The organism is Dyadobacter sp., from assembly GCF_017744695.1.
Lineage (GTDB): Bacteria > Bacteroidota > Bacteroidia > Cytophagales > Spirosomataceae > Dyadobacter.
This window is the reverse complement of the sequence record NZ_JAGIAS010000006.1, coordinates 375592-399408: the sequence shown is the minus strand read 5'-3', so window position 1 is coordinate 399408 and position 23817 is coordinate 375592. Positions and strand designations below refer to the sequence as shown.

The 23817-nt window shown below is 51.9% G+C and carries 16 protein-coding genes; 3 read left to right on the top strand and 13 right to left on the bottom strand.

Going from position 1 to position 23817, the window contains the following annotated elements:
• Positions 1 to 144 precede the first annotated feature (144 nt).
• The 10 genes from J7619_RS22405 to J7619_RS22360 form a co-directional block, all read right to left on the bottom strand.
• Positions 145 to 1881: a hypothetical protein gene (locus J7619_RS22405; RefSeq protein WP_291203956.1), complete on the bottom strand. Its 1737-nt coding sequence runs from the start codon at positions 1879 to 1881 to the stop codon at positions 145 to 147.
• Between the two features lie 96 nt (positions 1882 to 1977).
• The gene (locus J7619_RS22400; protein WP_291203953.1) at positions 1978 to 3747 is read right to left on the bottom strand and encodes a RagB/SusD family nutrient uptake outer membrane protein; all 1770 of its coding nucleotides are present in this window, start codon (positions 3745 to 3747) and stop codon (positions 1978 to 1980) included.
• 14 nt (positions 3748 to 3761) lie between these two features.
• Positions 3762 to 6869: a SusC/RagA family TonB-linked outer membrane protein gene (locus tag J7619_RS22395; protein ID WP_291203950.1), complete on the bottom strand. Its 3108-nt coding sequence runs from the start codon at positions 6867 to 6869 to the stop codon at positions 3762 to 3764.
• A 32-nt stretch (positions 6870 to 6901) separates the two neighbouring features.
• Positions 6902 to 8800 carry a RagB/SusD family nutrient uptake outer membrane protein gene (locus J7619_RS22390; protein ID WP_291203948.1) on the bottom strand — a complete coding sequence of 633 codons (1899 nt, stop codon included), beginning with the start codon at positions 8798 to 8800 and terminating at the stop codon, positions 6902 to 6904.
• 12 nt (positions 8801 to 8812) lie between these two features.
• The gene (locus J7619_RS22385) at positions 8813 to 12310 is read right to left on the bottom strand and encodes a TonB-dependent receptor (protein ID WP_291203945.1); all 3498 of its coding nucleotides are present in this window, start codon (positions 12308 to 12310) and stop codon (positions 8813 to 8815) included.
• A gap of 21 nt (positions 12311 to 12331) precedes the next feature.
• Positions 12332 to 13414, bottom strand: a complete 1083-nt coding sequence (locus J7619_RS22380) for a FecR family protein (protein WP_291203942.1) — start codon at positions 13412 to 13414, stop codon at positions 12332 to 12334.
• A gap of 87 nt (positions 13415 to 13501) precedes the next feature.
• Entirely contained in the window at positions 13502 to 14101 is a 600-nt protein-coding gene (locus J7619_RS22375) for an RNA polymerase sigma factor (protein ID WP_291203940.1), read from the bottom strand.
• Between the two features lie 119 nt (positions 14102 to 14220).
• Entirely contained in the window at positions 14221 to 15459 is a 1239-nt protein-coding gene (locus J7619_RS22370) for a DUF6786 family protein (RefSeq protein WP_291203937.1), read from the bottom strand.
• A gap of 4 nt (positions 15460 to 15463) precedes the next feature.
• The gene (rhaT, locus tag J7619_RS22365) at positions 15464 to 16546 is read right to left on the bottom strand and encodes an L-rhamnose/proton symporter RhaT (RefSeq protein WP_291203934.1); all 1083 of its coding nucleotides are present in this window, start codon (positions 16544 to 16546) and stop codon (positions 15464 to 15466) included.
• A gap of 86 nt (positions 16547 to 16632) precedes the next feature.
• A complete protein-coding gene (locus tag J7619_RS22360) occupies positions 16633 to 18900 on the bottom strand; it encodes an FG-GAP-like repeat-containing protein (protein ID WP_291203931.1) in 2268 nt (755 codons plus the stop codon).
• 101 nt (positions 18901 to 19001) lie between these two features.
• Here J7619_RS22360 and murF point away from each other — a divergent pair, with 101 nt between their 5' ends.
• The 3 genes from murF to J7619_RS22345 all read left to right on the top strand — a co-directional run bounded on the left by murF (position 19002) and on the right by J7619_RS22345 (position 21777).
• Positions 19002 to 20309, top strand: a complete 1308-nt coding sequence (gene murF, locus J7619_RS22355) for a UDP-N-acetylmuramoyl-tripeptide--D-alanyl-D-alanine ligase (RefSeq protein ID WP_291203929.1) — start codon at positions 19002 to 19004, stop codon at positions 20307 to 20309.
• Positions 20310 to 20525: 216 nt separating this feature from the next.
• Positions 20526 to 21077, top strand: a complete 552-nt coding sequence (locus J7619_RS22350) for a peroxiredoxin (protein ID WP_223402263.1) — start codon at positions 20526 to 20528, stop codon at positions 21075 to 21077.
• Positions 21078 to 21186: 109 nt separating this feature from the next.
• Positions 21187 to 21777, top strand: coding sequence for a carboxymuconolactone decarboxylase family protein (locus J7619_RS22345; protein WP_291203925.1), 591 nt, complete (start codon positions 21187 to 21189; stop codon positions 21775 to 21777).
• A gap of 119 nt (positions 21778 to 21896) precedes the next feature.
• Here the strand turns inward: J7619_RS22345 and J7619_RS22340 are convergent, their stop codons facing one another.
• The 3 genes from J7619_RS22340 to J7619_RS22330 are packed head-to-tail and all read right to left on the bottom strand — an operon-like array spanning position 21897 to position 23813.
• Positions 21897 to 22721, bottom strand: a complete 825-nt coding sequence (locus J7619_RS22340; RefSeq protein WP_291203922.1) for a hypothetical protein — start codon at positions 22719 to 22721, stop codon at positions 21897 to 21899.
• A 25-nt stretch (positions 22722 to 22746) separates the two neighbouring features.
• A complete protein-coding gene (locus tag J7619_RS22335; RefSeq protein WP_291203919.1) occupies positions 22747 to 23067 on the bottom strand; it encodes a hypothetical protein in 321 nt (106 codons plus the stop codon).
• A gap of 14 nt (positions 23068 to 23081) precedes the next feature.
• Positions 23082 to 23813, bottom strand: a complete 732-nt coding sequence (locus J7619_RS22330) for a hypothetical protein (protein WP_291203917.1) — start codon at positions 23811 to 23813, stop codon at positions 23082 to 23084.
• Positions 23814 to 23817: the final 4 nt, after the last annotated feature.

The following is a 23817-nucleotide window of genomic DNA, read 5'->3' as shown; positions in this document are numbered from 1 at the left end:
TTATTGGACTGTTCATTTCTACAATTCTTGCGGTGCGCTGCACCTTATTGGACTGTTTATTTCTACAATTCTTGCGGTGCGCTGCACCTTATTGGACTGTTCATTTCTACAATTCTTGCGGTGCGCTGCACCTTGTTGGAATGTTTATTGATTTACAATGAAATTGAATCGTCCACCCGGCGCGGCATCCCCGTTCACATACCAGTCGAGCGGGTTGCCATCCTCCTGCATATTATCCGACCATTTGAATTCCATATTTAAAGGCATTTTCAAATTCGCGAGATAGCTCCGTGGAACGGTTACCATCATGCGGTTGCCCTGCACCTGATAGGTAACCTTCTTCACATCGTGCCAGTTGCCCGCCCGATACTGTTGCAAAGTATTGCCCGCCACAACACGATAATCATAGCCTTTCCAGCCGGTATTGGACTTACGGTCGGTATCCAGGTAGAGGCGCATCCAGTTGTCACCGGAGTTGGGCGTTATTTCGGCGACAGTTTGAGCATAGAAATAGAGGTTTTTAGCATCGTGCGCCACTTTCAGCTGATCGAAATCATTTCGGCCGGTTTTGTTCACGTACGTGTGTGCGGGCTCGGTCTGCGCGCCCGGATGGTTACGCGCCTGCGTGTCGCCGGTATAATCGCGGTAGGTTAGCGTTACATCTTTCCAGTCATCGAGCGTTTTGATGGTTCTCGCCGGACCGGGTGAAGGATTGGCTTCCACGCCTTTGTAACGGCGGACGTTACTCACAAGCTGCATGTAATAGTGGTCTTTCAACCCAGCCGTCAGCGAGGGTTCAATATCGCGACTGTATTCCGGACTGGCCTGGTCGCAGAACCAAGAGTGCTCCGGGTTCTTGTCGTGGCTCGGGAATTTGCCGGCGATCCACTCGTTCCAACCTGTGACATAAATAAATGGGGTATTTTGCTTGATAGCGTAATCCCATTGTTCCTGCACATTATAGCCATAGGCAATATCCTTTTTAGGATCGCCATGCGAGCCGTTGCGGTAGCTGCGGCCCCAGTTATCCATATTGCCATAAAATGCGGAACCACCCATCCCGGCTGTCGGATTCGGATGCTGGGCCACGGAAATGTTAATGATCTCCCCTTCCCCTTTCGCATTATAATGGACCTTCTGCGGACGCGTGAATGAAATCCACGGCCAGCCATTTACCTTCTGCTTCTCGGTTGGCCATTGCGACTCACGGAAAGTAAAAAAGGGCTCGAAATTCTTGCCTTTGGCCTCACTGGTAATGCCGATGATCAGCGGTTTGCCGTCGAGCAGGTACCAGCAGTCGGGGTGCCGGTAGGGAGCGCCCTCTTTGTAAAACATATCATAAGCCTCCTGCATCGTTTCACCGGATTGTGTATTGGTATAAAACACAATTTTGGGTGCATTACGCCCCTGCGCCCGCACAGCGTCCATGGCTTTCATCAGCACGTCGGCCTGCTTGGGATAGGTAAGCCGGTTGGTAGCATCGATCACGAGGAAATCCACGCCCGCGTCCGTGAGCAACTGAATGCTGCGGAGATGTACCCAGTAATCATCCGCTTTGTAGTATCCGTAAATGGGCTGTCCCCAATAATACATACCCACGTTATTCTTCGGATCGCCGCCCCAGTTGGGATGATCGAAGTCTTCGAGTACTTCGGGGTGTTTGGAAACGATTTCGCTGAGGTCCCAGGCTTGGGCCGGAGCCACATCATGCCATAGAAAATAGAACATCCCTACCTGCCGGTTGGCTTTGGGATCACCCACTGCGTCGTTTTGCGGTAATGTCCGCCCAAGATCGTCCGTACCAGCAAGCGGCTGTGCTTGCATGGTACGGGTCATGGCTGCAAGAATAATGATGAAATATAGCGTTATGTGTTTTTGCATTGATGTAAGCCTTTTGATGAACGTCTGAGACATTACTGTGACGCCTGGTTTTGTGGCCATCGGTCGACAGCTGACCGCCGACCGCCGACGGCTCTTTCAATCCAGCCAGCCCGGGTTCTGCCAGTCAGAGCCTGAAAGACCAATGATCTTGTCTACCTCGCTCTGGTCGATCGGGTACATGAGGTACTTATCCGAGAATGCATTGCGGTTCTGGAATTTGAAGCGCTTGTAAACAAAGTTGGAACCGCTTTTGGTAATGCGCATGCCGGTCACGAAGCGGTCGGTCTGATCGAGAATTTTCCAGCGGCGAACGTCGAAGAAGCGATGTTCTTCAAATGCCAGCTCAATGCGGCGCTCGTTGCGGTATTTCTTTTCAAATGCCTCCTTGCTCATGCCTGCCGGGAAACCCGGCATTCCGGCACGCGATCGCACCGCGTTCACGGCGTCCCGCGCCGACATCGAGAAGCTGCCTGCCTTCACGGCCACGTCCGGACCGGCCGACTGGTAGGCCGATTCCGCAAAATTCAGATACAATTCCGCGAGCCTTAGCAAACGCACCGCCCCGTCGGCGTCATTGTCCCTGCCCGAGCGGAAGTTGTTGAATTTCCTCAAATAATAGCCGGTACGGGTATGCTTCCGATTAATGTCTGAAATCTCCTCGGCACCGCCCACGAAGGTCTCCACTTTCTTCCCGCCGGGCTGATCCAGGTTACGGACAGCACCATTGTAATAAATAGAAGCATAAAACCGCGGGTCGCGGCCCGCATAAGGGTCGTCTTCTTTATACCCTGATTTCGCATTGATTACGGGAATTGTCCGGCTATCGTCGGAATAGCCCGTGATGGGCGCTTCGCCGTTGGCCATTTCGTAGGCGTCCACCAGGTCCTGGGTCGGGCACGGGCCTGTGCGTTCCATGCCCGCGTTCGTGGGCATACCCGCATAGCGCCACACCTGCATTTTATCACCTACATGGTAAATGGTTTCTTTATCGGTAGCGCGCTGGTCATTGGAACTGGTGAAGAAAAACAGCGCATAGGCATTCTGCGCGATATTGGCAGCCGGTTTCTCGTCAAACAGCCGGTAACCATTGGCCAGGCATTGCGACAACGCTTCCGCATTGATCTCCGTAGCCTTCGCCCAGGTGTAGGTTCCGTCGCTCCAGAGCGGTGAAGCGGCATAGGTAACGGCCTGACTTTTGACCGCATATGCCACGGCGCGCGTCATGATTCCATATTGATTGTCATAAATCTCCCATGGCAGTCCGTCACGCGTGGCGGGATACGACATTGCTTTGTCACAATCCGACAAAATGAATGTGACTACTTCCGAAAATTTCGCACGTTTGTCGGTCGAAAAATCGTGGTCGATGCCCAGCGGCTTGTCAAAGATCGGGACGCCGCCGTAGCGTTTGATGAGTTGCAGGTAATACAATGCCCGCAGCGTATGTGCCTGCGCCGTCCAGGCATTCTTCTCCCCCTCGCTCGCATACACGGGAGCTGTTTTGATATTTTCGATGAATACATTGCATTTGCGGATCCCCTCGTACAAATCGCCCCATGGGCTGCTGTCGGCGGAGTTCTGGGCATAGGTATTGGACGTTACATTGCCTCCGTACCACACGATGTAGCGCGAGCCGGGTGTAATATCATCGGCATCCTGGGCCTCGTCGGTGAACGAGGCACGGTCCATGTAGGGTTTCGGAACCGAGCCATAGCACGAATTGAGATAGCCGCGCGTCCGGTTATAATCGCTGAAAACCTGGTCCATGGTAATGCGGCCGTCGGTGGGCAGGTCGAGTTCCTCGTTGCAGGCAGCCAGCAGGCCGGCAATGGCCGATGACAGCAGAAATAGTTTATATTTTTTCATATCCAAAACCTGATTTAGAAAGTCACACTGATACCTGCATTGTAAACCCGGTACACAGGAAAGGCCAGATAACCGGTTCCTTCGGGACCAAAATCGCCGGATTTCATCTTGTCCCAGGTAATGAGGTTTTGCCCGCTGACCAGTACCCGCAGTTTGTCCGCCCGGATCAGTTTGGATATCGAAAGCGGCAATGTGTATGAAAGCTCTACATTTTTCAGTCGCACATACGAGCGGTCGTACAGGTAGTAATCACTTGCCTCATGGTTCACCGTCCGCGCCAGCGATAGGGCGGGCGAGGTAATCTTCTCTCCCGCTGCATATCGTTCGGGCGTCCACGCATTGCGGTGAAGGGAGCCGAACACACCGTCATAGTCGGTTTCGAAAACGCCAGTCCCGCCGTACATGGTGGAGTAATTACCCACCCCCTGGAACAGCAAGCTCAGATCAAAGTTTTTATAGGTAATGCCGGCTGAAATGCCGTAGATCACACTGGGCAAAACTCCGGTACCAACCGGTGCCTTGTCGCGCTCGTCGATCTTGCCGTCGGCATTGAGGTCCTGGTATTTCAAATCACCGGGGCGAGGTGTCCCGAAACTGTACGCAAGCTTGCTGTTATCGATTTCTTGTTGTGAATTAAAAAAGCCGTTTCCGTTGCTGTAATCCACCCGGTAACCAAATGCCTGCCCGAATGCATAGCCCTCTTCCCATTTACGGTAAGCGTAGTCCTCTGTTTTGCGCGCCTCGTTCCAGCTGATGACCTTGTTTTTCGCATAACTCAGCATCAGACCCGCGTGCACTGAAAGGTCTCTGGTAAACTTTTTGGCATAACCCACATTGATGTCCACGCCCTTGTTCTCGAAAACCCCTGCATTGATTTTGGGATAATTCTCCAAAGGAATGCCCTGATAAAGCGGGATCGTCGACAGCGCGCCCACCACCATATTGTCCATTCGCTCCCTGAACACATCCACCGAAACCGAGAATGCGTTCAGCAACCCGAAATCAACACCATAATTCTGCTTTTTGGAAACCTCCGCACGGATATTCGGATTACCTACCTGCCCTTCCTCCACCAGATATTGCAGGGAACCGATCGGTCCGCCGCCCTTAACGGTCACATTATCCAGGTAAGCGAAGCGCATCAGCCCGCTTTGGTCGTTGGCGGTTTTACCGTAGGAGGCGCGGAGTTTCAGGTTGGTCAGGAATGTATTATGTTTCAAAAACGGCTCGTTAGACACCACCCAGGCAGCCGAAACCGCCGGTGTGCTGGTGTAGCGCACGTTCCGCGCATACTGCTCTGAGCCCGAATAGCCCAAATCAAGCTTCACCAGATAGCGGTTATCGAACCCGTATGACACCTCAAATCCCGAACTCACACGGTTGTAAGGCAACAGGCCTGGCGACGAATTATCCGCTTTCGTCAGGTTCTGGTAAAAGATGTAGGCCATTCCTCCCACCCGGTGCCGCCCGAAATCGCGCTTGTAATTCATCGCGATATTGTAGGTAAGGTGATAATAATAAGAATGCGATTTGGAATAGGCCAGCGGCGTATTGTTTTGGGCACCTTTTTTGGTAAATGTCAATGCCGAATCGCTGGCCTGTACCCAGCGTTCATAATCCTGTTTGGTAGAAAGGCTACCCACCGAATTGGTCTGGTAAGCCATGGTGCCCGTCAGGTTGAGGCCTTTGGTGAGGAAACCCATATCGAGGTCTAAACCAAACTGCGACACGATATTCGTGACAGTGTGCCTCGTATATCCTGTGCGGTTGAGCATGCCGTAGGTCGGAGACTCCACGCGCTCGGTTGTAATCACTTTCCCACCGGCATCGAGTACTTCCCCGGATGAGTTGACTACCTCCGGCGTCACCGGCCCATACATAGTGGGCGGGATCTGGAAAATACTACTATACACCTCCGCATTGCCCGCACCACCGGGTGTGCGCTCCCGCTTCACATTACCGGCGAGGCGGATGAACGCTTTCAGGTAACGGTTCAGGCTCATATCGATATTCGACCGGTAGTTGACCCAGATATTGTTCGCGTTAGGGTCATAGCGAGGCTGATCGGTTTTGAAATAGCCGCCCTGGTGCATGAAGTTGATGTTCGAGAAAAACTGCACCTTATCATTCCCACCCGTCACATTCACGCTCGCACGCTGCATAGCCGCGAAGTTTTTGAGATAGCGGTCGTACCAGTTGTTGTTAGGGTATAAATCGCGGTTCTGCCCCGAGCGGTAGCCTTCTATCTGCTGTTGGCTGAACAGGTAATTCGGCCCCAAACCATCGTTCAATGCGGCCTGGTTACGCATTTCGGCATATTCGGCCGCATTGTAAAAGGCGGGCTTTGTAGTAACCTGCTGCATGGACTGGTCGAAGCGTGTTTTGATTTGCAAAGGGCCCCTCCTGCCGCGTTTGGTCGTGATAACCAGGAGACCACCGGCTCCCTGAATACCATACAATGCCTGCGTGGATGCATCTTTCAACACCGTAATGGATTCGATTTCATTGGCAGTAATGTATTCCAGTGTCTGGTTACTGTTATAGGCATTAATAATCCCGTCGATAATCACCAGCGGACCATTCGTACGGGCAGCCGGAAGGCCGCGCACATACAAACTCGTAGCCGCACGGGAAAGCTCGGAAAAACCTTCATGGGTTGTAAGTCCCGAAAGCCGGCCCGCCAAAGTTTGTGTCAGGTTCGCGACGGGCGATTTTTCCAGCTCCTCTCCTTTCACCGTCGATACCGCGCCCGAGAGCTCGCTGTGCAGTTGGGACGTGTAGCCGAGCTGTACCACCTCGTCTTTGAAATGAGCGTCCCATTTCAAGCGCACGTCCATTTCCTGCTTGTCAGAAAGTGCCACTTTCTCGTTACCGTAGCCATAAAGTGAGAACACCAGCGCACGGCTGCCATCATCCACCGTCATCGTAAATTCGCCTTTGATATTAGTAGACGTTCCGTTTTTCCCATTTTCAGAAAGGATGGTCACGCCCGCAAGCGGCTGGCCCAGTTCGTTCAGCACCGTGCCGGCCACCGTCCCCGTCGTCTCCTGCGCATGCAGCTGCATACCGGCCAGCAGGCAAGCCAGCACCACTATTATTCTCGATTTGATAAAATGTATCATATCCTTGAAGATCTAATCTTTGAAACCATTGATTACCAACCTGCATTCTGCCAATCGGCCCCGGTAATGGAGCGGAGGCGGTTCGCCTCATTCAGCGGAATGGGTACCCACAGGAATTTGTTGGTGTAGTTCTTACGCTCGGTCGTGCGCACGGGCCTGCGGGCGTACGTGAAGGAGCCGTCGGCATTACGGGTGATTTCCATAGCCGTTACCCACCGGTCCGTCTGCGATAGATCATCGGTCGGTTTCGACCAGCGCCTCAGATCGAAATACCGGTTTTCCTCCATGGCCAGCTCCACGCGCCTTTCAGCGCGAATGCGTTTGATCAGATCTGCTTTCGAAAGCGAGGCAGGCAATGCGGGCATTCCGGCGCGAACGCGGATCTCGTTCACGGCCTTGGCGGCATCTGCCAATTGTCCGGCCTCCGCGGCTGCTTCGGCAAAATTGAGGATCACCTCGCCCAGACGGAACAGCTTCCAGTTGGCCCCGGCAATCGGATTATCCCCGCCGGAATTCGGATGGAGAAACTTCCGCTCGTAATAGCCGGTGCGCGTGGCCTTGCGCGTGCTCGGGTGAATGCCCGTTTGCGGCTCGTTTTTGTAGGTAGCGATCACGCGGGCACGGTTACCGATCGGTGCAGGGTAGTTTTCGAACGATTCCGGCGATTCGGCAAAGTTCCACATGGCCTTTCTTTTCGAACCGTTGTAATAAATGGAAGCATAAAAGCGCGGATCGCGTTTCTCGTAAGGGTTTCTCGGGTCGTAGGTTTTGTTGACCGCATTATAATTCGGCTGTAAATGCTGGTCGTCGAGGTAAGGTTTGTCCAGGTCGAGTACCGGCTGGCCGTCGATGGTTTCGTAGGCATCTACGAGCTCCTGCGTGGGACATGTGCCCGATTTGTAGCCGTCCTGTGAGCCTATACCGTCGATATTCCAGATATTTCCCTGATTCTCCCGGCTCTGGAAAATCGTTTCCCGATCCACCGGATTCGGCGCGTACTTCATCGTTTGGGTAAAATACTCGTTGTAAAGCGCCGTTTTCTCGTTCTTGTCGGGCCCGAGGAATGCTACGTCCGACAAATAGGTTTGCGGCAGATTCACCTTATTATACAGCTCGTACCCGTTTGTCCTCAGGTTTTCGAGCGAAGCCTTGTTCACCTGATACGCCTCCTGCCAGTAGTCTTTGCCGGCATTGTTGAGCGGGCTGGCCGCGAAAAGGATCATTTTGGATTTGATCGCCTCCGCCAGCGCCTTGTTCACCCGGCCGCCTTCGCTGTCGGTCGTAATACGCCAGGGCAGCTCGGCAGTGGCCAGTGCCACATCGCAATCTTCCATGATGAACTTGACCACCTCGTAATAACCGGCTTTCGTGACATTCGAAAAGTCCTGCTGAAAGTCATAAGGCTCGCGCTCGATCGGCAGCACGGCACCAAACCATTTCAGCAGTTCGGAATAATAATAGGCCCTGAGCAAATGCGCCTCCGCTTTCCAGCGGGCGCGGTCGGCCGGGTTGCGGACTGTGGCCTTGTCGATGCGGCTGATGAACAACGTGCAATTGCGGATCGCGCTCCAATAGCGGGCCCAGTAGTCGCCATTACCGGCGTCGGAACTGATGTTGGTGATCGGATGGTTGCCGGCGGAAGCATCGCCGTTATACATCCTTCCCGACATGATCCACGATTCGGCCTCCGCGTCGGTATCCCACGATTCGTCGCTCCAATTCACCGGCCCGCGGCTCCAAAAGAAGTAACGCGTGCCTTTAACAGGAATATTGGCATAGCAGCTGTTCAGGAATGCGCCGGTTTTATCGTTATCGGCAAAAATCTCGTCCATTGTCAGCTTGCCGTCCGGGGCCATGTCGAGCACGTCCTTGCAGGAAGTGACTGTAAGCATCGCCAGTATCAATGCATATCGTAAAGCTCTCATTTTCATATTGCGGCGCTATTAGAAAGTGATGTTCAAACCGAAATTGGCCATTTTGGCAACCGGATAACCCAGCGAAGCATCGTTCTCGGGATCGAGGTGGCTCATTTTCAAATGCGCCCAGGTGAAGTAGTTCTGTGCGCTCACATACACCCGCATTTTGCTCACGCCCACCGCCTTCAACGAGCCTGCGGGCAATGTGTAACCCAGCACCAGGTTTTTCAGGCGTGTGAACGAGCGGTTCATGATGAAAAAGTCGTTCGCATTATGGTTGGTATTGCTATGCGTGCTGAGCGCCGGATAGGTGATCTTCTCACCGGCTGCATACCGTTCGGGTGTCCAGGCTGTTTTGTGGTAATCAAAATAGGTCCCGCGGATAATGTACTCATACACACCTTGCTGCTGATAATTGCTCGAATACTTGCCTACGCCCTGAAAAAATGTCGTAAGATCGAAGCCCTTGTATTCGAAAGTGAGCGAGAGGCCGTAAATCACGCGCGGGATGTTGGAATAGCCGATCGGCGCCTGGTCTTTGTCGTTGATCACGCCATCCTTGTTCAGGTCCATGTATTTGAAATCGCCTATCCTTGGTTCGCCGAAACCATAAGTGGTGGTTTTGAGATAGCTATCCAGCTCTTCCTTTGAATTGAAATACCCATTCCCATTGCTGTAATCGATTTTATAGCCCCACGACTGGTTGAGCGAAAAGCCGGTAGAACGGTAGCGGTAGGCATAAGTTTCGTCCCGCGCCGATTCGTCGAGGAACTTCACGGTATTATGATTGTAGCCGTAGTTCCCGGATATCATGATCTTAAAATCCTTCGAAAACGCCTTGTTGTACGACAATTCCAGTTCAAAACCTTTGTTATCCACCAATCCCATATTCACCTTCGGGATATTACCCAGCGGTACCCCCTGGAATTCGGGCACCGTTCCGCGCGAGATCAGGATGTTGCTGCGGCGTTCTTTGAATACATCCACCGAAAGGTTGAGATCGCGTAAAATCTGCAAATCGAGGCCGTAGTTCTGCTTTTTGGCGATTTCCCAGGTGATGTTCGGGTTCCCGAGCAAGCCCTGGTTGATCGTCTGCCCCAAACCCAGGCTTCCCAACGGCCCGTCCCCGCCCAGCGTGATGTTGCTTTGGTAAAGGAACCGGGCGCTGCCCATTTTGTCATTTCCTACCTTACCATAGGAAGCCCGCAATTTCAGATTGGTGATGTAACGGTTGTTTTTCAGAAAATTCTCGTTGCTAATGATCCAGCCGGCCGAAAACGCGGGGAAAAAGCCGTACCGATGCCCCGGCGCAAACTGTTCGGAGCCGTTGTAGCCCATATTGACCTCCGCCAGATAGCGCTCGTCGTAGCCGTAAGTAGCCCTGGCTGCAACGCCCAGCACATTGAACGGAATTTCGCCACCGGTCGATTCCCAGGTGTCGCGCTGGCCGAGGATCATGCCCGTCACATCATGTTTGCCAAAAGCCCTGGCATAGTTGATGGAGCCTTGTATATTAATGTTATACCGCGAATCGGCGCCTTTTGTAAGCGTCAGCAGCGATTCATCGGAACGTTTCACGGCATAGCTTAGCTGGTCCTTCGCCATATCCACCTCGGCCAGGTAAAGCCTTTCGGATTTTTTACCCTGCATGGCCGTGGTAGCCTTTGAATCATATGAAAGCATTCCTTTCAGGCTCAAACCCTTTGTAACTACATTGCTAAGGTCCCATTCGGCACCAAACGACGCATTCAGGTTCGAGCGGACTTCGTTGCGCGAGCCCATGCGGTTCATGATCTCGAATGCGGAACGGTCCATGTAACCCGGGTCGACGATCTGCCCCGGCGCTACGCCAAAGCCGTCGATGGTCGTGGGACCGGGCGTAATGGGCAATATCGTTTGCGCCTGGTAAATAAGGTCGCTCATCATCCAGCCGGTGTCGTTACCATAGAGCCAGGCCGAGGGCATATTCACCTGTTCGATATAGCTCCCTATATTCAGGAACGACTTCAATGAATTGGTGACCTTGTAATCGAGGTTCGCGCGGAAGTTATAACGGTCCATTTTGGCGGCGGGGTCATAGCCGAGCACCGATTTCGGCTCAGTGTTGAGGTTACCGCCCTGGTGCAGATAGCCGCCATTTACAAAATAAGAGACCTTGTCGGTACCGCCCGTCACGTTCATGTTCACACGCGTCTGCGGGGAATAGCGCCGGATGTACTCGCGGTAATAATCGTGATCCGGGTACATATATTGCCGGAGCATCGCTTTTTTGGCATATTCCGGGTCGTTCGGATCGAGGCCAGCCAGCGGATTGGCATATTTGGCCATTGTTTCTTCGGAAAAAGGGAGCGGCGTAATGCCGTCGTTTTTGGAGGCCTCATTGCGCAGGGCCATGTATTCGAGCGAATGCAGGCGTTCGGGCTCGCGTGTGAAGGACGAATAGCTTTGCTCGGCATTGATCGTCAGCTCGTTCTTACCCGCTGTGCCGCGTTTGGTGGTGATCAGGATCACCCCGTTGGCGCCCCTTACCCCGAAAACGGCTGTCGCCGAAGCATCTTTCAGAATGGAAACGGAGGCAACCTCGTTGGCGTCGAGCGTACGGATGTTGTCGCGGGGCACACCGTCAATCAGGATCAGCGGGCTGCGGCCATTGGTGGTAGCTGCGCCGCGAAGGTACATCGTCGCGTCATCGCGTCCCGGCTGGCCCCCACCCGATTGAATGGAGGTCAGGCCCGGTAAGCGTCCCGACAAAGAATTGGCCAAGCTTGCTGATGAACTCTGCTGCAATACTTCCGACGTGACCGACGATACCGAGCCGGTCACTGATACCTTTTTCTGCTCGCCAAAACCCACGACGACCACTTCCTGCAAAGCTTTTTCGTCGACTTTCAAAGTAACGTCCAGGCTCGCGGCATTGCCAATGCTGATTTCCTGGCTGATATACCCGACAAAGCTGAATATGACAATGTCCTTATCCTCCGGCACCGAAAGCTGGTAAATACCTTCGATATTGGTGGAAGTCCCCACGGTTGTCCCCTTCACCACCACACTCGCGCCGGGAATCGGTTCGCCCTTTTCGTCGAGCACCTTGCCTGTAATGTCGCGATCAGCCTGTGCCCTCGGGATAACGTTTTCATAGGGTTCTGTTTTCAAAGACGTCTTTTTCTCTGCCGCTTTCCGCAGGAGAATGGTCTTTTTGGAAACCTTGTATTCGATGCCCAGCGGGCCGAGCAGCGTTTCGAGCACGGTGTCGAGCCGCTGGTTCTGGTAATCGAGTGTCACTTTCCGCTCGGCATGGATTACCTCGGCGCTGTAAATGAAACGGACCTTCGTCTGGCCTTCTATTTTTTCCAGCACTTTCTCCATATTCATATCAATAACGGATATCGATATACGCTGACTTAAAATTTCCTGTGCGCGCAGGTCCTTTGCCAGCGAGAGCTGCACACAGAGCATCCAGAGCACACACGGGACAATGCTGATTTTCATGATCTGCCAAATGATCGCTTTGTAATGTTTTCCCATAAATAAAAAGGTTAAGTAATGCTATTCGCAGCCGTCCGAGGCGACAATAACCGCATTGCCTTGCGTTTCGTACCGCGCGTTCACGACCGCGCAAATCAGGTCGAGCTTTTCGTGCACGGGTTCGTCCCCGAGCCTCGCCGTGAGCGTGCAATGCGCAATGGCGCGTGCGTCAACCTGAATGCGGATGCCGTACGTTTTTTCCAGCTCGGCAAATACTTCGGCCAGCGGAGTTCGTCTGAATTCGAAATTCTGGCTTTCGGCCGGCAAGTTAAGCAGTACCGGCTTCTGCACCGTTTTAGTAACCATATTCAAGCTTTTGCGATTGAAAGTAACCTGCTCGTTCGGTTTCAAAATCAATTTCTTACCCGCGCGAACCTCCTTTTTCCCTTCGCTTTCCAGCGCAGACACTTCCACAACACCCGTTTTCACGACCAGCTCCACATCGTCGTCATCGTCGTTGGCCTTGATACTGAAACTTGTGCCTTTGACTTTGGTAACCATCGAGCCTGCGTACACGAAAAACGGCTGTTCGGGGTTTTTCACTACTTCGAAAAACGCCTCCCCGCGCAGCGTAACCTCCCGTCGATCGGGGGCAAAGGCCGCGGGGTAGCTGATCCGCGCGTGCTTTTTAAGGATCACAGAGCTCCCGTCGGGCAGGTTAACGAGCTGTATGGCATTGGTTTCATTGTAAATTTCCGATAGCTGGGGCTTATCGCCGTCTCCGAGCCCGGCCACGAAAGTTTGCAGGTTCCGAAGGTTTTCTTTTTCCCTGAATAATGCGGTCACGATCCCTAATGCAAGCAACAGCATGGCCGCCATTTTGAGCCAATTACTTTTCCACCAGGGCAATGCGCGCCGTTGCTCGTCCGGAATAGCGTTCAGGATTTCGCTCACGCGCAGCTTCACTTCCGAATCGGGCAGGGCGTCGAGCTCGCCGCGAATGGCCAGCAATAGTTCGCGGGCCTGCTCGATATTGGCTTGCTGGCCCGGATGATTTGGGATGAATTCTTTCCAAAATGCATCCTGCTCGCCATGATAAACCCAACGCTGGAATGCCGGATCATCGAGCCAATCCTTTACCTGGAAATGACTATAATTATTCATGGATTTTCTTTAACTATTTGCTTTGATACGATGAGTAGCGAGCTAGCAAATAGTACCCACGGGTTTCAAAAAAATTTCAGAAATTTTTCAGTGCCACGCAATTTCGGAGCACAAGGCGAGGAAAATGGTGGCATGCTGCCAGTATTCGCGCAATTTTTGAATACCGTATTGCAGGTAATTGGCCACAGCCTGCCGTTGCAGCCCCATTACGGTCGCGATCTCTTCGTAAGACAGGTTTTCGTAGTATTTGAGGTAGAGGGCTTCTTTCTGGCGTTTAGGCAATGCGTCGATGGCTTGTTTCAGGCGATGGCTCGTGAGCTGGTCCGTTTCCTGAATGATCCAGTCGGATTCGGGGGAAAGGTCGTCCTGTACGTCGTCGTCGTGAATGTCGGAGAAAACCGACTGCCTGCGGATGCGGCGGATGAGGTTGTTCCGCAGCGATTGGAAGAGGTAGGGTTTGATAGCCGCGATGTAGGAAAGTGTTTCGCGTTTTTCCCAGATTTCGAGAAAGAGGTCCTGCAAACAATCCTTGATCAGGTCACGGTCGGGCGTGAAGCGGGTACCGTAGTGATAAAGCGCGGCATAATTCAGCTCGGTGAGCTCACCGAACGCACTTTTATCCCCTGCACAAAACTGCTGCCAGCGTGTGATCAGATAGGTTTCTGGTGAACGTTCTGAATTTTTCACAGGATCAGGAATAGTCAGCGGTCTGAAATACGCTCCTTGATGTCCCGGAAACTCCGGGCATCGGTACGTAAATATCTGTATTGACTATCCCTCAACTATCCTGCCCTGTCATGTTTTATTTAAAAAATTTCTCCGATTTGGTCAATATTTACCCCTAGTACCTTTTGGGCAATGGGATTCAATGCTGCCTTGTCGCCCTCGAAATGGAAAGTACTCTGCCTGTGCCTGATAGCCTCACCTTCTTTCATTGCCTTTACCGATGAGTTCGATTCCAACTCGTAAAACGGCCCCATTTGCGTGCCGTCGGCCAGTTTGCCGTCGTTATAGGCATTCAAAGCATCGCCGTTGTAAGGATCTTTGTGCAGCTCCCAGGTCGACTTCATGTACTGGCCCTGCGGGTCGAGGTCGAATTGAATAATGGTGAGAATGCCTTTTTCGGCATCGTAGCTGCCGGCCACGTTCCGGGCCGATTTGGGGGCAATGCCTATTTTACTGCGGTGCTTTCCATCCGCTTTGAGAAACAGCGTCGAGTCCTTTATCACGAGCCTGTCGGCTGGTATTTTGCCGAAATAGTCGTCGGTAATAAGCGGTTTTTCGGATAATGCCTTTGAAAACGGCGCAATAATGGTCGTCTGGTCCGATGGGCGGAACATCCCCAGCAGCCAGATACCCAGCATGCCCGTGTCGGGCTTCCAGGTTTCGTCTTTATTGGTCACCAAATTGGTGGAGCGGTACGCAACGGCTTTCACGCCGCTTAACGCAGGCAAGTCGAGCAGATTAGCAATATCCTCTTTTGTCAGCATTTGAATTTTCCGGCTGATCTCGATCACGAACATCTTACCCGAATAATTCTCGATCATCGCATTGATCTGAAACTTCACCGACGACGCATCCGATTCTACGACCTTGTAGGCTACCGTGTCGATCAGCCCCGGTGTTTGCCAGTTTTCGAATTCAAAGCTTTGCCCTTTTTTGAAATACACCGAAAACTGCCCTCCCTCGGGAGATAGCCAGAAACGCTCTTCACCCCCAAAACCATTCATATGCGGCTGATACTGGCCGCTTTCAATGAGCTTGTAGTTGATCCAGCCATAGCTGTTTCCCGCATCGCCATTGGCGGTGCTCGTCATCACCCGACCCTGATAAGCCGGGATGATAATAGCCTGTGCCTCTGCATTATCGGGCGCAGCCAGCACGACAGCCTCTTTATATTTCTTCAAAAATGCCAGGTCATAGCCGAAAGTACCGGCAGCCTGTGTTTGCTCAGTTTCCAATTTGTTCTGATCATTTTTATGGTCCGACGAACAACCCGCAGCCGTCAGTATCGTCGCCAAAATGAACGGATAATGCGCTTTCATCGGGCTATTCTTTCAAATAATTGCCATAACCGACGATCAGCACGGAAAGGATAATCACCAGGATACCGATGATGATCGAGGAAATGGTCCTTTTACTTACTCCTTTCCACTCTTTCAGGACTAGTCCCCATGAGTTAGCCACCAGGATAATGAACGCCATGTGCAAAATCCACGAGCTCGGGCCGTTTCCTAACTTGCTCTCTCCCATGCCATAAAAGAAGAATTGCAAAAACCAGGTTGTACCGGCCAATGCGGAAAAAATATAGTTCGAAAGTAGTGGCGTCGAGGAATCGGTATAGTTGCCGAAGGTTTTGTTGCGTGCATTGAGGAGCATACACCAGATAAAATTGGTGGTAAGCCCACCCCAGAGGATCACGACGTAGGTCACATTGTTTTGGAATAAAAATTCTCCCTGACCCGGATTAGCCGCTTTCCATATCTCGTTCGCCTCCTGCGCCATTACCTTGCCCGCGTCGATCCCGAATGCGAAACAGGCGCTGAGAATCCCTGAAATGATCGAAACCGTGAGCCCTAGCCCGATTTTAAACTCGGTATTATCTGCCGCAACGTGGCCTGTTTTCCGTAGGTCGGCGTCCTTCATCGCTCCTGCCTTCCCGCAGATGATAATGCCTATCACACAAACCAGCAAGCCGATGAGCACCCACTGCCCCCAGGCATTGTTGAAAAGCATGGAAATGGTATCCTTGCCCGGCTGCGGGTTGAATTCGTAGTAAATAGAGGGGATCAACGCGCCGAAAACCGAACAAAGCCCAAGGATGATCGAGCTACCGAGCGCGACGCCCAGGTAGCGCACACCTAACCCGTACGTGAGACCGCCTATGCCCCACAGCACACCGAAAAAATAGGTCAGAAAGAGAATGCCGCCGTTGGTATGGGCAATGATCTCCGTGTAACCGGGGATGGTCAGGTACGCCGCGAGCGGAGGCACGATTAACCAGGAGAAAAGCCCCCCGACGATCCAGTAAGATTCCCAGGCCCAGCCTTTGACCTGCTTGTAAGGAATATAAAAACTGCCGGAGGCGAAGCCACCGATGAAATGGAAGATAACACCCAGAAGAGCTTGCATGAATATTTTTTGAATTTTATCATGTAAGAGTGTTCCTCCGGGTATCTACTTGAAGACACTCCAAGTATTGAAATTCGCGGCTTGTCTCAGTCGCCGACCACCACCTTCCTGACTACCCGACTGTTACCTGATTTCCATTCGAGCAAATACAGCCCGGCAGGCCATTGTGCGGTGGATATTTGTTGTGTTTCGTTGGCGCGGATGCCGCGATTTTTGAGCATGCGCACACCGCCCGCCGTAAGCACATCGAAAGTGCCGGTTTTAGAAGAATATACTTTGAAATAATCAACGGAAGGGTTCGGAAATACCTTGATCTCCCCTGCATTGCCCGGCTCTACGCCTGTAACCGAAACGGGCAGGAGGTTCGTCAGCAGACGTACGCCGCCGGCATTGTTCCCAATGGCCACGTCGGGCTTTTTATCGCCGTTCAAATCGGCGACAGCCAGCGAGAGGTAATTACCGAAATACGGATTACCCGGCTTGCCATTCACGCTTACGATGGTGCTGGCGCGGTCGGTCCATTTGCCCCAATCGGCATTATTAAATACACGGATCGTTCCGGTGTGATCGACGGTCGCGAGGTCGGGTTTGCCGTCGAGGTCGAAATCCGCCACGGCGACCTGAGAAAAGCGGCCGGCGAAATTAATATCCACGCCGGCGAAGGAGTCGGTTTCGAGTTTGAAAGTGTACTGCTTATTGCTGCCGGTATTGGTGTAGTAGTAAATATTCCCCTGCGTTTTGCCTATCAGCAGGTCGAGGTCGCCGTCGCCGTCGGCATCGTAGAAATAGGGAGAATCACCGATTTGCAGTTCCGTAGGCAGTGCTATTGCAACTGCATCGGCAAGGTTAAGCTGCGCTGCGCCACCGTTCGTGCCTTTGTTGGGAATGTAGCGGTATTCAAGTTTCAGGCTGGTAGTGGCCGTCGCTGCAAAACCGAGGTCTGCCACCCCGTCCCCATTAAAATCCGCCCATTGGGGTTTGACATTGTAAATAGAAAGCTTTGAGAGCAGTTCGAGGTAATCCTGCGATTCTACACTGAAACTCGGTTCAGTAGCGGTTCCGCTGTTTTTTAAATACCAAAGACTTCCCTTAAAACCGCCTGCTGCGGGATTCCCACCAGTTCCGATGAGCATATCCAGGTCGCCGTCGCCATCCATGTCAAAGAAAGACGGCACCGCATTCTCGCCGACGTCGATCATCTGGTCCTGCAAGAAGTTTTTGCGTACGAGTTTGAAAACAGGTTTGTCGCTCGTGCCTTCGTTATGATAATACCAGCAGGAGGATTTGAAATCGGTCATATTCGCATCACTCGCGGGAAGGCTTGGCGCGATCAGCAAGTCTTTGACGCCGTCGAAATCCACGTCTTCATAAAAACCGGCGGGAAAAATATGCAGCGCTACGGGATCCACCGCAGGATAACTATTGGTAAAAGCGGTAAAATTGGCAATAATGCCCTTGGCGGAATTGGTCAGAAATGAAATATGGTCGTTGCTCACGTGGCCGGCGAGGAGGTCCTTGGTGCCGTCGCCATTCAGGTCGTGGAGGAGGATTGAATTCCCCGCGTGCCGGATGCCCATGGGCGAAGCCGCCCGCTTCGAAGGGTCGGTTACTACGCCACAATCGACACCTACTACAAAATCCTCGCCATCGCCTTTGTGAAAATTGCCCCAGCAATCGCCATTGCGCTGAAAAACCGGGCTTGCCTGCGTGCCCAGGCTGTCGCGCACGCCGAATTTCTCCATGCTCAGGTTCTGATGCAGTTCAATATAGTTTCCGGTGAAATCGAAGGTCAGCAGGTCGAGATCGCCGTCGTCGTCCACATCGGTAATGGCCGGGATATCTGTACCCGACACCTGCATATTGATATTACCCGAGAAGCCCTTGGTATACAGCACATCACGGACCTTTTTCCATGACCACACATTTCCCGTTTTAACCTGCTGATAAACCACAATGCCCAGCGACGTGCTCGCAAAAAGGTCTTTCAGCCCGTCGCCGTTGTAATCGGCAAGGATCATCCAGTTATCGACCTGCGGGAAAAGCGTTTCATAATAGGGAGCGTGAATGAATGTCTTTTTACCCGCATTCAATGGGTCGGGGCCAGCCAGAAACGTGGTAACCTTGCTGTTCGTGCGGTCGTAAACGACCAGGTCCTCGTCGGCATCGTTGTTCAGGTGCATTTTCAGGAACTGCGACGCATTGAGGCCCCCACCCCAGGGGTTAGTCATTTTCACGCCGCCGGTCGACACACTTGTGAGCGTATCGAGCTTGAACCAGGCTTGCTGGGCCAGCAGCCCGGAAGGTTTATAAAAGCAAATGAAGAAGAGGACAAAGGAGGTAAATTTGGTTCGCATCGTTGAGGAATAATCTATTAGTTTTGCAGGTTTCCGGACGGTTAGTTCGTCCTAAACCTAACGAAATAAGCCTGCATTACTTTATAACGACCGGTCAATTCATGTATACTTCCATAGAAACACTTTACAATATATACCGCAAGGGCGCCAAAGTTTCCACCGACACCCGCCAGATTACCGAGGGATGTATTTTCTTCGCATTGAAGGGCGACAAATTCGATGGGAACCAGTACGCCGCGGAAGCTTTACAAAAAGGTGCAGCCTATGCCGTGGTCGATGATCCGAACGTGGTCGCCGGCGAGCGTTTCCTCCTCTTTGCCGACGGCCTTACCGCCCTGCAGGACCTGGCGCGGCATCACCGCCAGACGTTCGAATTCCCGGTGGTCGCACTGACCGGCTCAAATGGCAAAACCACTACCAAAGAGCTGATATCGAAGGTACTTTCCATGAAATTCAATACCTACGCGACGCGCGGGAACCTGAACAACCACATCGGCGTGCCGCTCACGATCCTGAGCATCGACCCGGCCAAACATGAAATGGCGGTGATTGAAATGGGTGCCAACCACCAGCAGGAAATCGCGTTGCTCGCCAGCATCGCGCAGCCGACCCACGGGCTCATCACCAATATCGGTAAGGCGCATTTGGAAGGCTTCGGAGGCGTTGTCGGCATTATCAAAGGCAAGGGCGAGCTGTTCGATTACCTTTCCAAAAAGAAAGGCACCGTGTTTGTAAACTCGACGCAGGATGTGATTATGGATATGGTAAGCAAGCGTCGCGCATTTGGCGAGATCGTATTCTATTGCTCCGAAAACAGCCCGGTGAACCCGACGCTGATCGAGGAAAACCCGAACGTTGTTTTCAGCAACGGCGGCAAGACTGTTACTACGCATCTGCCGGGAAGGTACAATTTCGACAACATTTGTGCCGCACTGGCCGTTGGCAAACACTTCGGAGTGGAGGATGCGGACGCCTATGAGGCCGTAGCTACTTACGAACCCGACAATAACCGTTCGCAAATCGTCAAAAAAGGCACGAATACCGTCATTATGGACGCTTACAATGCCAATCCGTCGTCTATGGCGGCAGCGGTGGCGAATTTCGCCCGCATGGAAGCGCCTCGGAAGATCCTGATCCTCGGCGACATGTTCGAGTTGGGCGATGCGGCACCGGAGGAACATTTAACATTGGGAAAACAGATTGCCGGGGAGAAGTTCGACGTCGTAATACTTGCCGGAAAACTCATGCAGCACGCGCTCCCCGCATTGCCGAAAGCCTATTATTTCCCGGATAAATTCTCGCTCCACAACTGGATTATGGACAATCCGCAAGAAAATACATATTTCCTCATCAAAGGCTCGCGCGGGATGTCGCTGGAAACGGTGCTCGGTGTGATGCCCGATAAATAATTTATAATTACAGTTATTATTAGTATAATTATATTGCAAAAATTGATGACAATATAAACATCATCTATAACAACTTCGTTCCTATAAATAAAACTAAATTCATTTAATTAAATCAACTCTTTCCTGGCATAGTACCAGACCAGGGTTTGCCCCATGTACTCACCGTTCGTAGTTTTGTAACACCAAAAAATACAATTTATAAACAAACGAGCAATCATGGCTAATAGACTGTTATCAGTGGGATCGGTTTTCCCGGAATTCAAAAAGACATCCGTAGTATCGCTGGAAAAAGGAAACGAATTCTACGATATTACCTCAGAGGATCACAAAAACGCTGAGAAATGGATGGTAATGTTCTGGTGGCCAAAAGACTTCACTTTTGTGTGCCCTACCGAGATTGCAGAATTCAACAAACACACTGCAGACTTCGCTGACCGTGACACGATCCTGATCGGTGCTTCTACCGACAGCGAATACGTGCACCTGGCATGGCGCAAAAACCACGACGACCTGCGCGACCTGCAATTCCCGATGCTGGCCGATACTTCTAAATCATTGGCAGAAGAGCTGGGTATCCTCGAAGCAAACGAGAAAATCGCTTACCGTGTGACTTACATCGTGGATCCACAAGGTATCATCCGTTGGGTATCTGTAAACGACCTTTCAGTAGGCCGTAACGTACCAGAAGTGCTTCGCGTACTCGATGCGTTGCAAACTGACGAGCTTTGCCCTTGCAACTGGCAAAAAGGCGAAGCTACTATCGCGTAGTTACTCCATTTGAAAGCAGTTCACAGCGGTCAGTCATTCGTACACCGGTTCTGTGAACTGCTTTTTTATCACCCACGGGAAATTCTTCCCACCCAAAATTCAGACAAACATGTATCCATTTGCAGCCACAGGGAACACGAAAGAGTCCCTGTATAAAGAGGTCAATTTGCCTGCGGAATTCGAAAGCGTGCTGATCGACAAGCTCGCGGCGCTTGACCATCGTTACCTCAAAGACCTGAAAATCAACGTAGGTAATGTTTTAAAATCACAAACATTGAACCGCAAGGAGGCATTGCTGCTCGCATTGTCGGTAGCAGTGAATGAAAAAAATGCGGCGCTGATCGCAGCCCTGGAAGAACTCGCGACACAGGAAGGAGCCGACGAGAAGGAGATCGCGGAAGTAACAGCCTGTGTTTCACTGATGAATGCGAACAACGTGTTCTATCGTTTCCGCCACTTCATGCACAAGGAGTTTTACGACAATGCGCCTGCGGGTATCAAAATGAGCATTATGGTGAACCCCGTGCTCGGCAAAGAATTCTTCGAATTGCTAAGCCTTGTCGTATCGGCATTGAACGGCTGCGAAATGTGCGTGACTTCGCACGAGCAATCGGTGCTGAACCACGGTGGTTCACAGGCACGTATATTCGATGCGGTAAGGCTTGGAGCAATCTTCAAGAGTTTCTCCGTTTTGATATAAAACAAAACTAGCCAGGTCTTTAAGATCTGGCTAGTCCCAAATTATCCATCCTATTTCTCTATTGTTTCTCTTTTCTGAATGCTGCGGCGCAGCAATTGACACTCATCGCCGGCAGCTGGCTATTCAACCTTCCGCAGCTCGGTGGTAGAAGTGTTCTCCTTCCCTTTTTCGATCGACTTCACAACTCCTACACCCGGCGCAGTCCAAAGCGTCACATTCACGGTTTCGGTAGTAATCTCCGGCTGTGTTACCTCGGTTTCGAGCTTGGCATAAACCTCGTAGGAATACTCCCATTTAGTGCAATTGAAACTACCTGCCGGCGTAGTTACCGATTCTTCGGCGACTGCTTTGCCGTTTTTATACGTCAGACGTGATTCGAGCTTTCCGAGGATCGAACCTTCGTCCTCCGTCGGGATTTCCAGTTCCAGCAACACCTTGATCGGGTCGCCTTTGAAAGTTAGGGCGCTGTTAACCTTTCCATTATTTTCCAGCAGCTGGTACTGCGGGAAACCGGTGATTTTTATATCCGAAATAAAAGCAAACTCGTTGATTTGAGTCACCAGCGCCTGCATTGCCGACGGGTAAGGCAGCTCGTTGGTGGTGGTGCCACCTTTGGCGTAGGCTTTCGATACCAGCGTCATCTCATCGCCATCTTCCTTGATGATATTGTGGATCGTGTGCACCGCCATTCCGGCCGAGTCCTTGGTACTCACGATTTTGGTCACCATATCGCTGATAGTGCCGTCAGAATCGGTGACTTTATAGTTGTAATTCTTGTCTTTCGAAGGAATAAATGCTTTTTCAGTACCGCCGTTGTCGCCACCGTCGGGATTTGGATTGTCGTCATCCTTACAGGCAGTGAATGACATGGCCAGAACGGCCAGGGCCAATGCAGATTTCGCAAATCGGCTGATGATCAGTGAGGGTGCAATTTTAATTTTCATGGCAAATTTCAGATTAATTTAGATTTCAATTGATTTCATAAAGCTTGATGGCCGACTGGCCCGTCGTGTCTTTTTCCAGCTCCTTTCGAAGCCTTTCATTCAGGTATCTTCTAACCGAAAGCTTCCGGACATCGAGCACCTCCGGTTCGGTCGTTTCCGACACGAGGTGGCTGCTATTGGCGTAATACCTGACGACCGTCGATTTTTTATCCGAAGCAGTTTCCACCACCCAAAAGCCCTTGTCGGGGAACGGCTGCCGGGCAGAACGAATAGCCTTCGCAGCCTGGTACCGGATTCCCGCTACAACCAAAAGGCCGGCCAACATATAGGGTGTCATGCTATTCATGGTAACATCTCATTTCAACTAAAAAAATGGTTGATCACCGCCCGACCCGAGCTCATAAACTTCGGTTCCTGCCAATGCGCCTTCACGAGGTTGCGTATCACGACCATGTGCGCACACAACAGAATGGGCACCACTACTCCGGGCAAAAGCACAAACGGAAACTGCAATACCAGTACATTGGGCTGGTCAAGACCGATGGTTTGGAACACGAACGGTACCGACAATACGGCGCGAAATATTTCATTGAGCAGCAACCCCAGGCAAAGGAAATTCCAGAGTACCAGCAACCGCCATTTCATTCCGCTGCGCATCACTCCTATGTAGTAAATGCAGGGCGTCGAAAGTCCGGCCAGGATATCGGGGTTACCTCCTCCGAAAGTCATTTCATGCGGCACCATTTTGTCGATGAACGCCCAGTAGAATACCACCTCCACGGGTGCCCTCACGACATGGATCATCGTGAGCAAATCCACGTTCATCCGGTCAATGAGCGCTTTCCCCGGCCCGGTCAGAAAGAGCCAGGCCATCAGGGCAGCGGGTGGGACCACCAGTAACAGCAGCCTTGGGAAAATGGTATCGGTAATTTTGAAATATCCCGCCAGGGCGGTCCCGCATTGTATCGCTATCCAGAGGGCGACCAGCGCGGCGAAGAGCCGGGAGCCTTTCACAGCCTGGTGGAAAGTAAATACCACCAGGATTGTGATGAGGCCGAATATGGTACTGGTACAATACGTGGAACTGTCCATTACA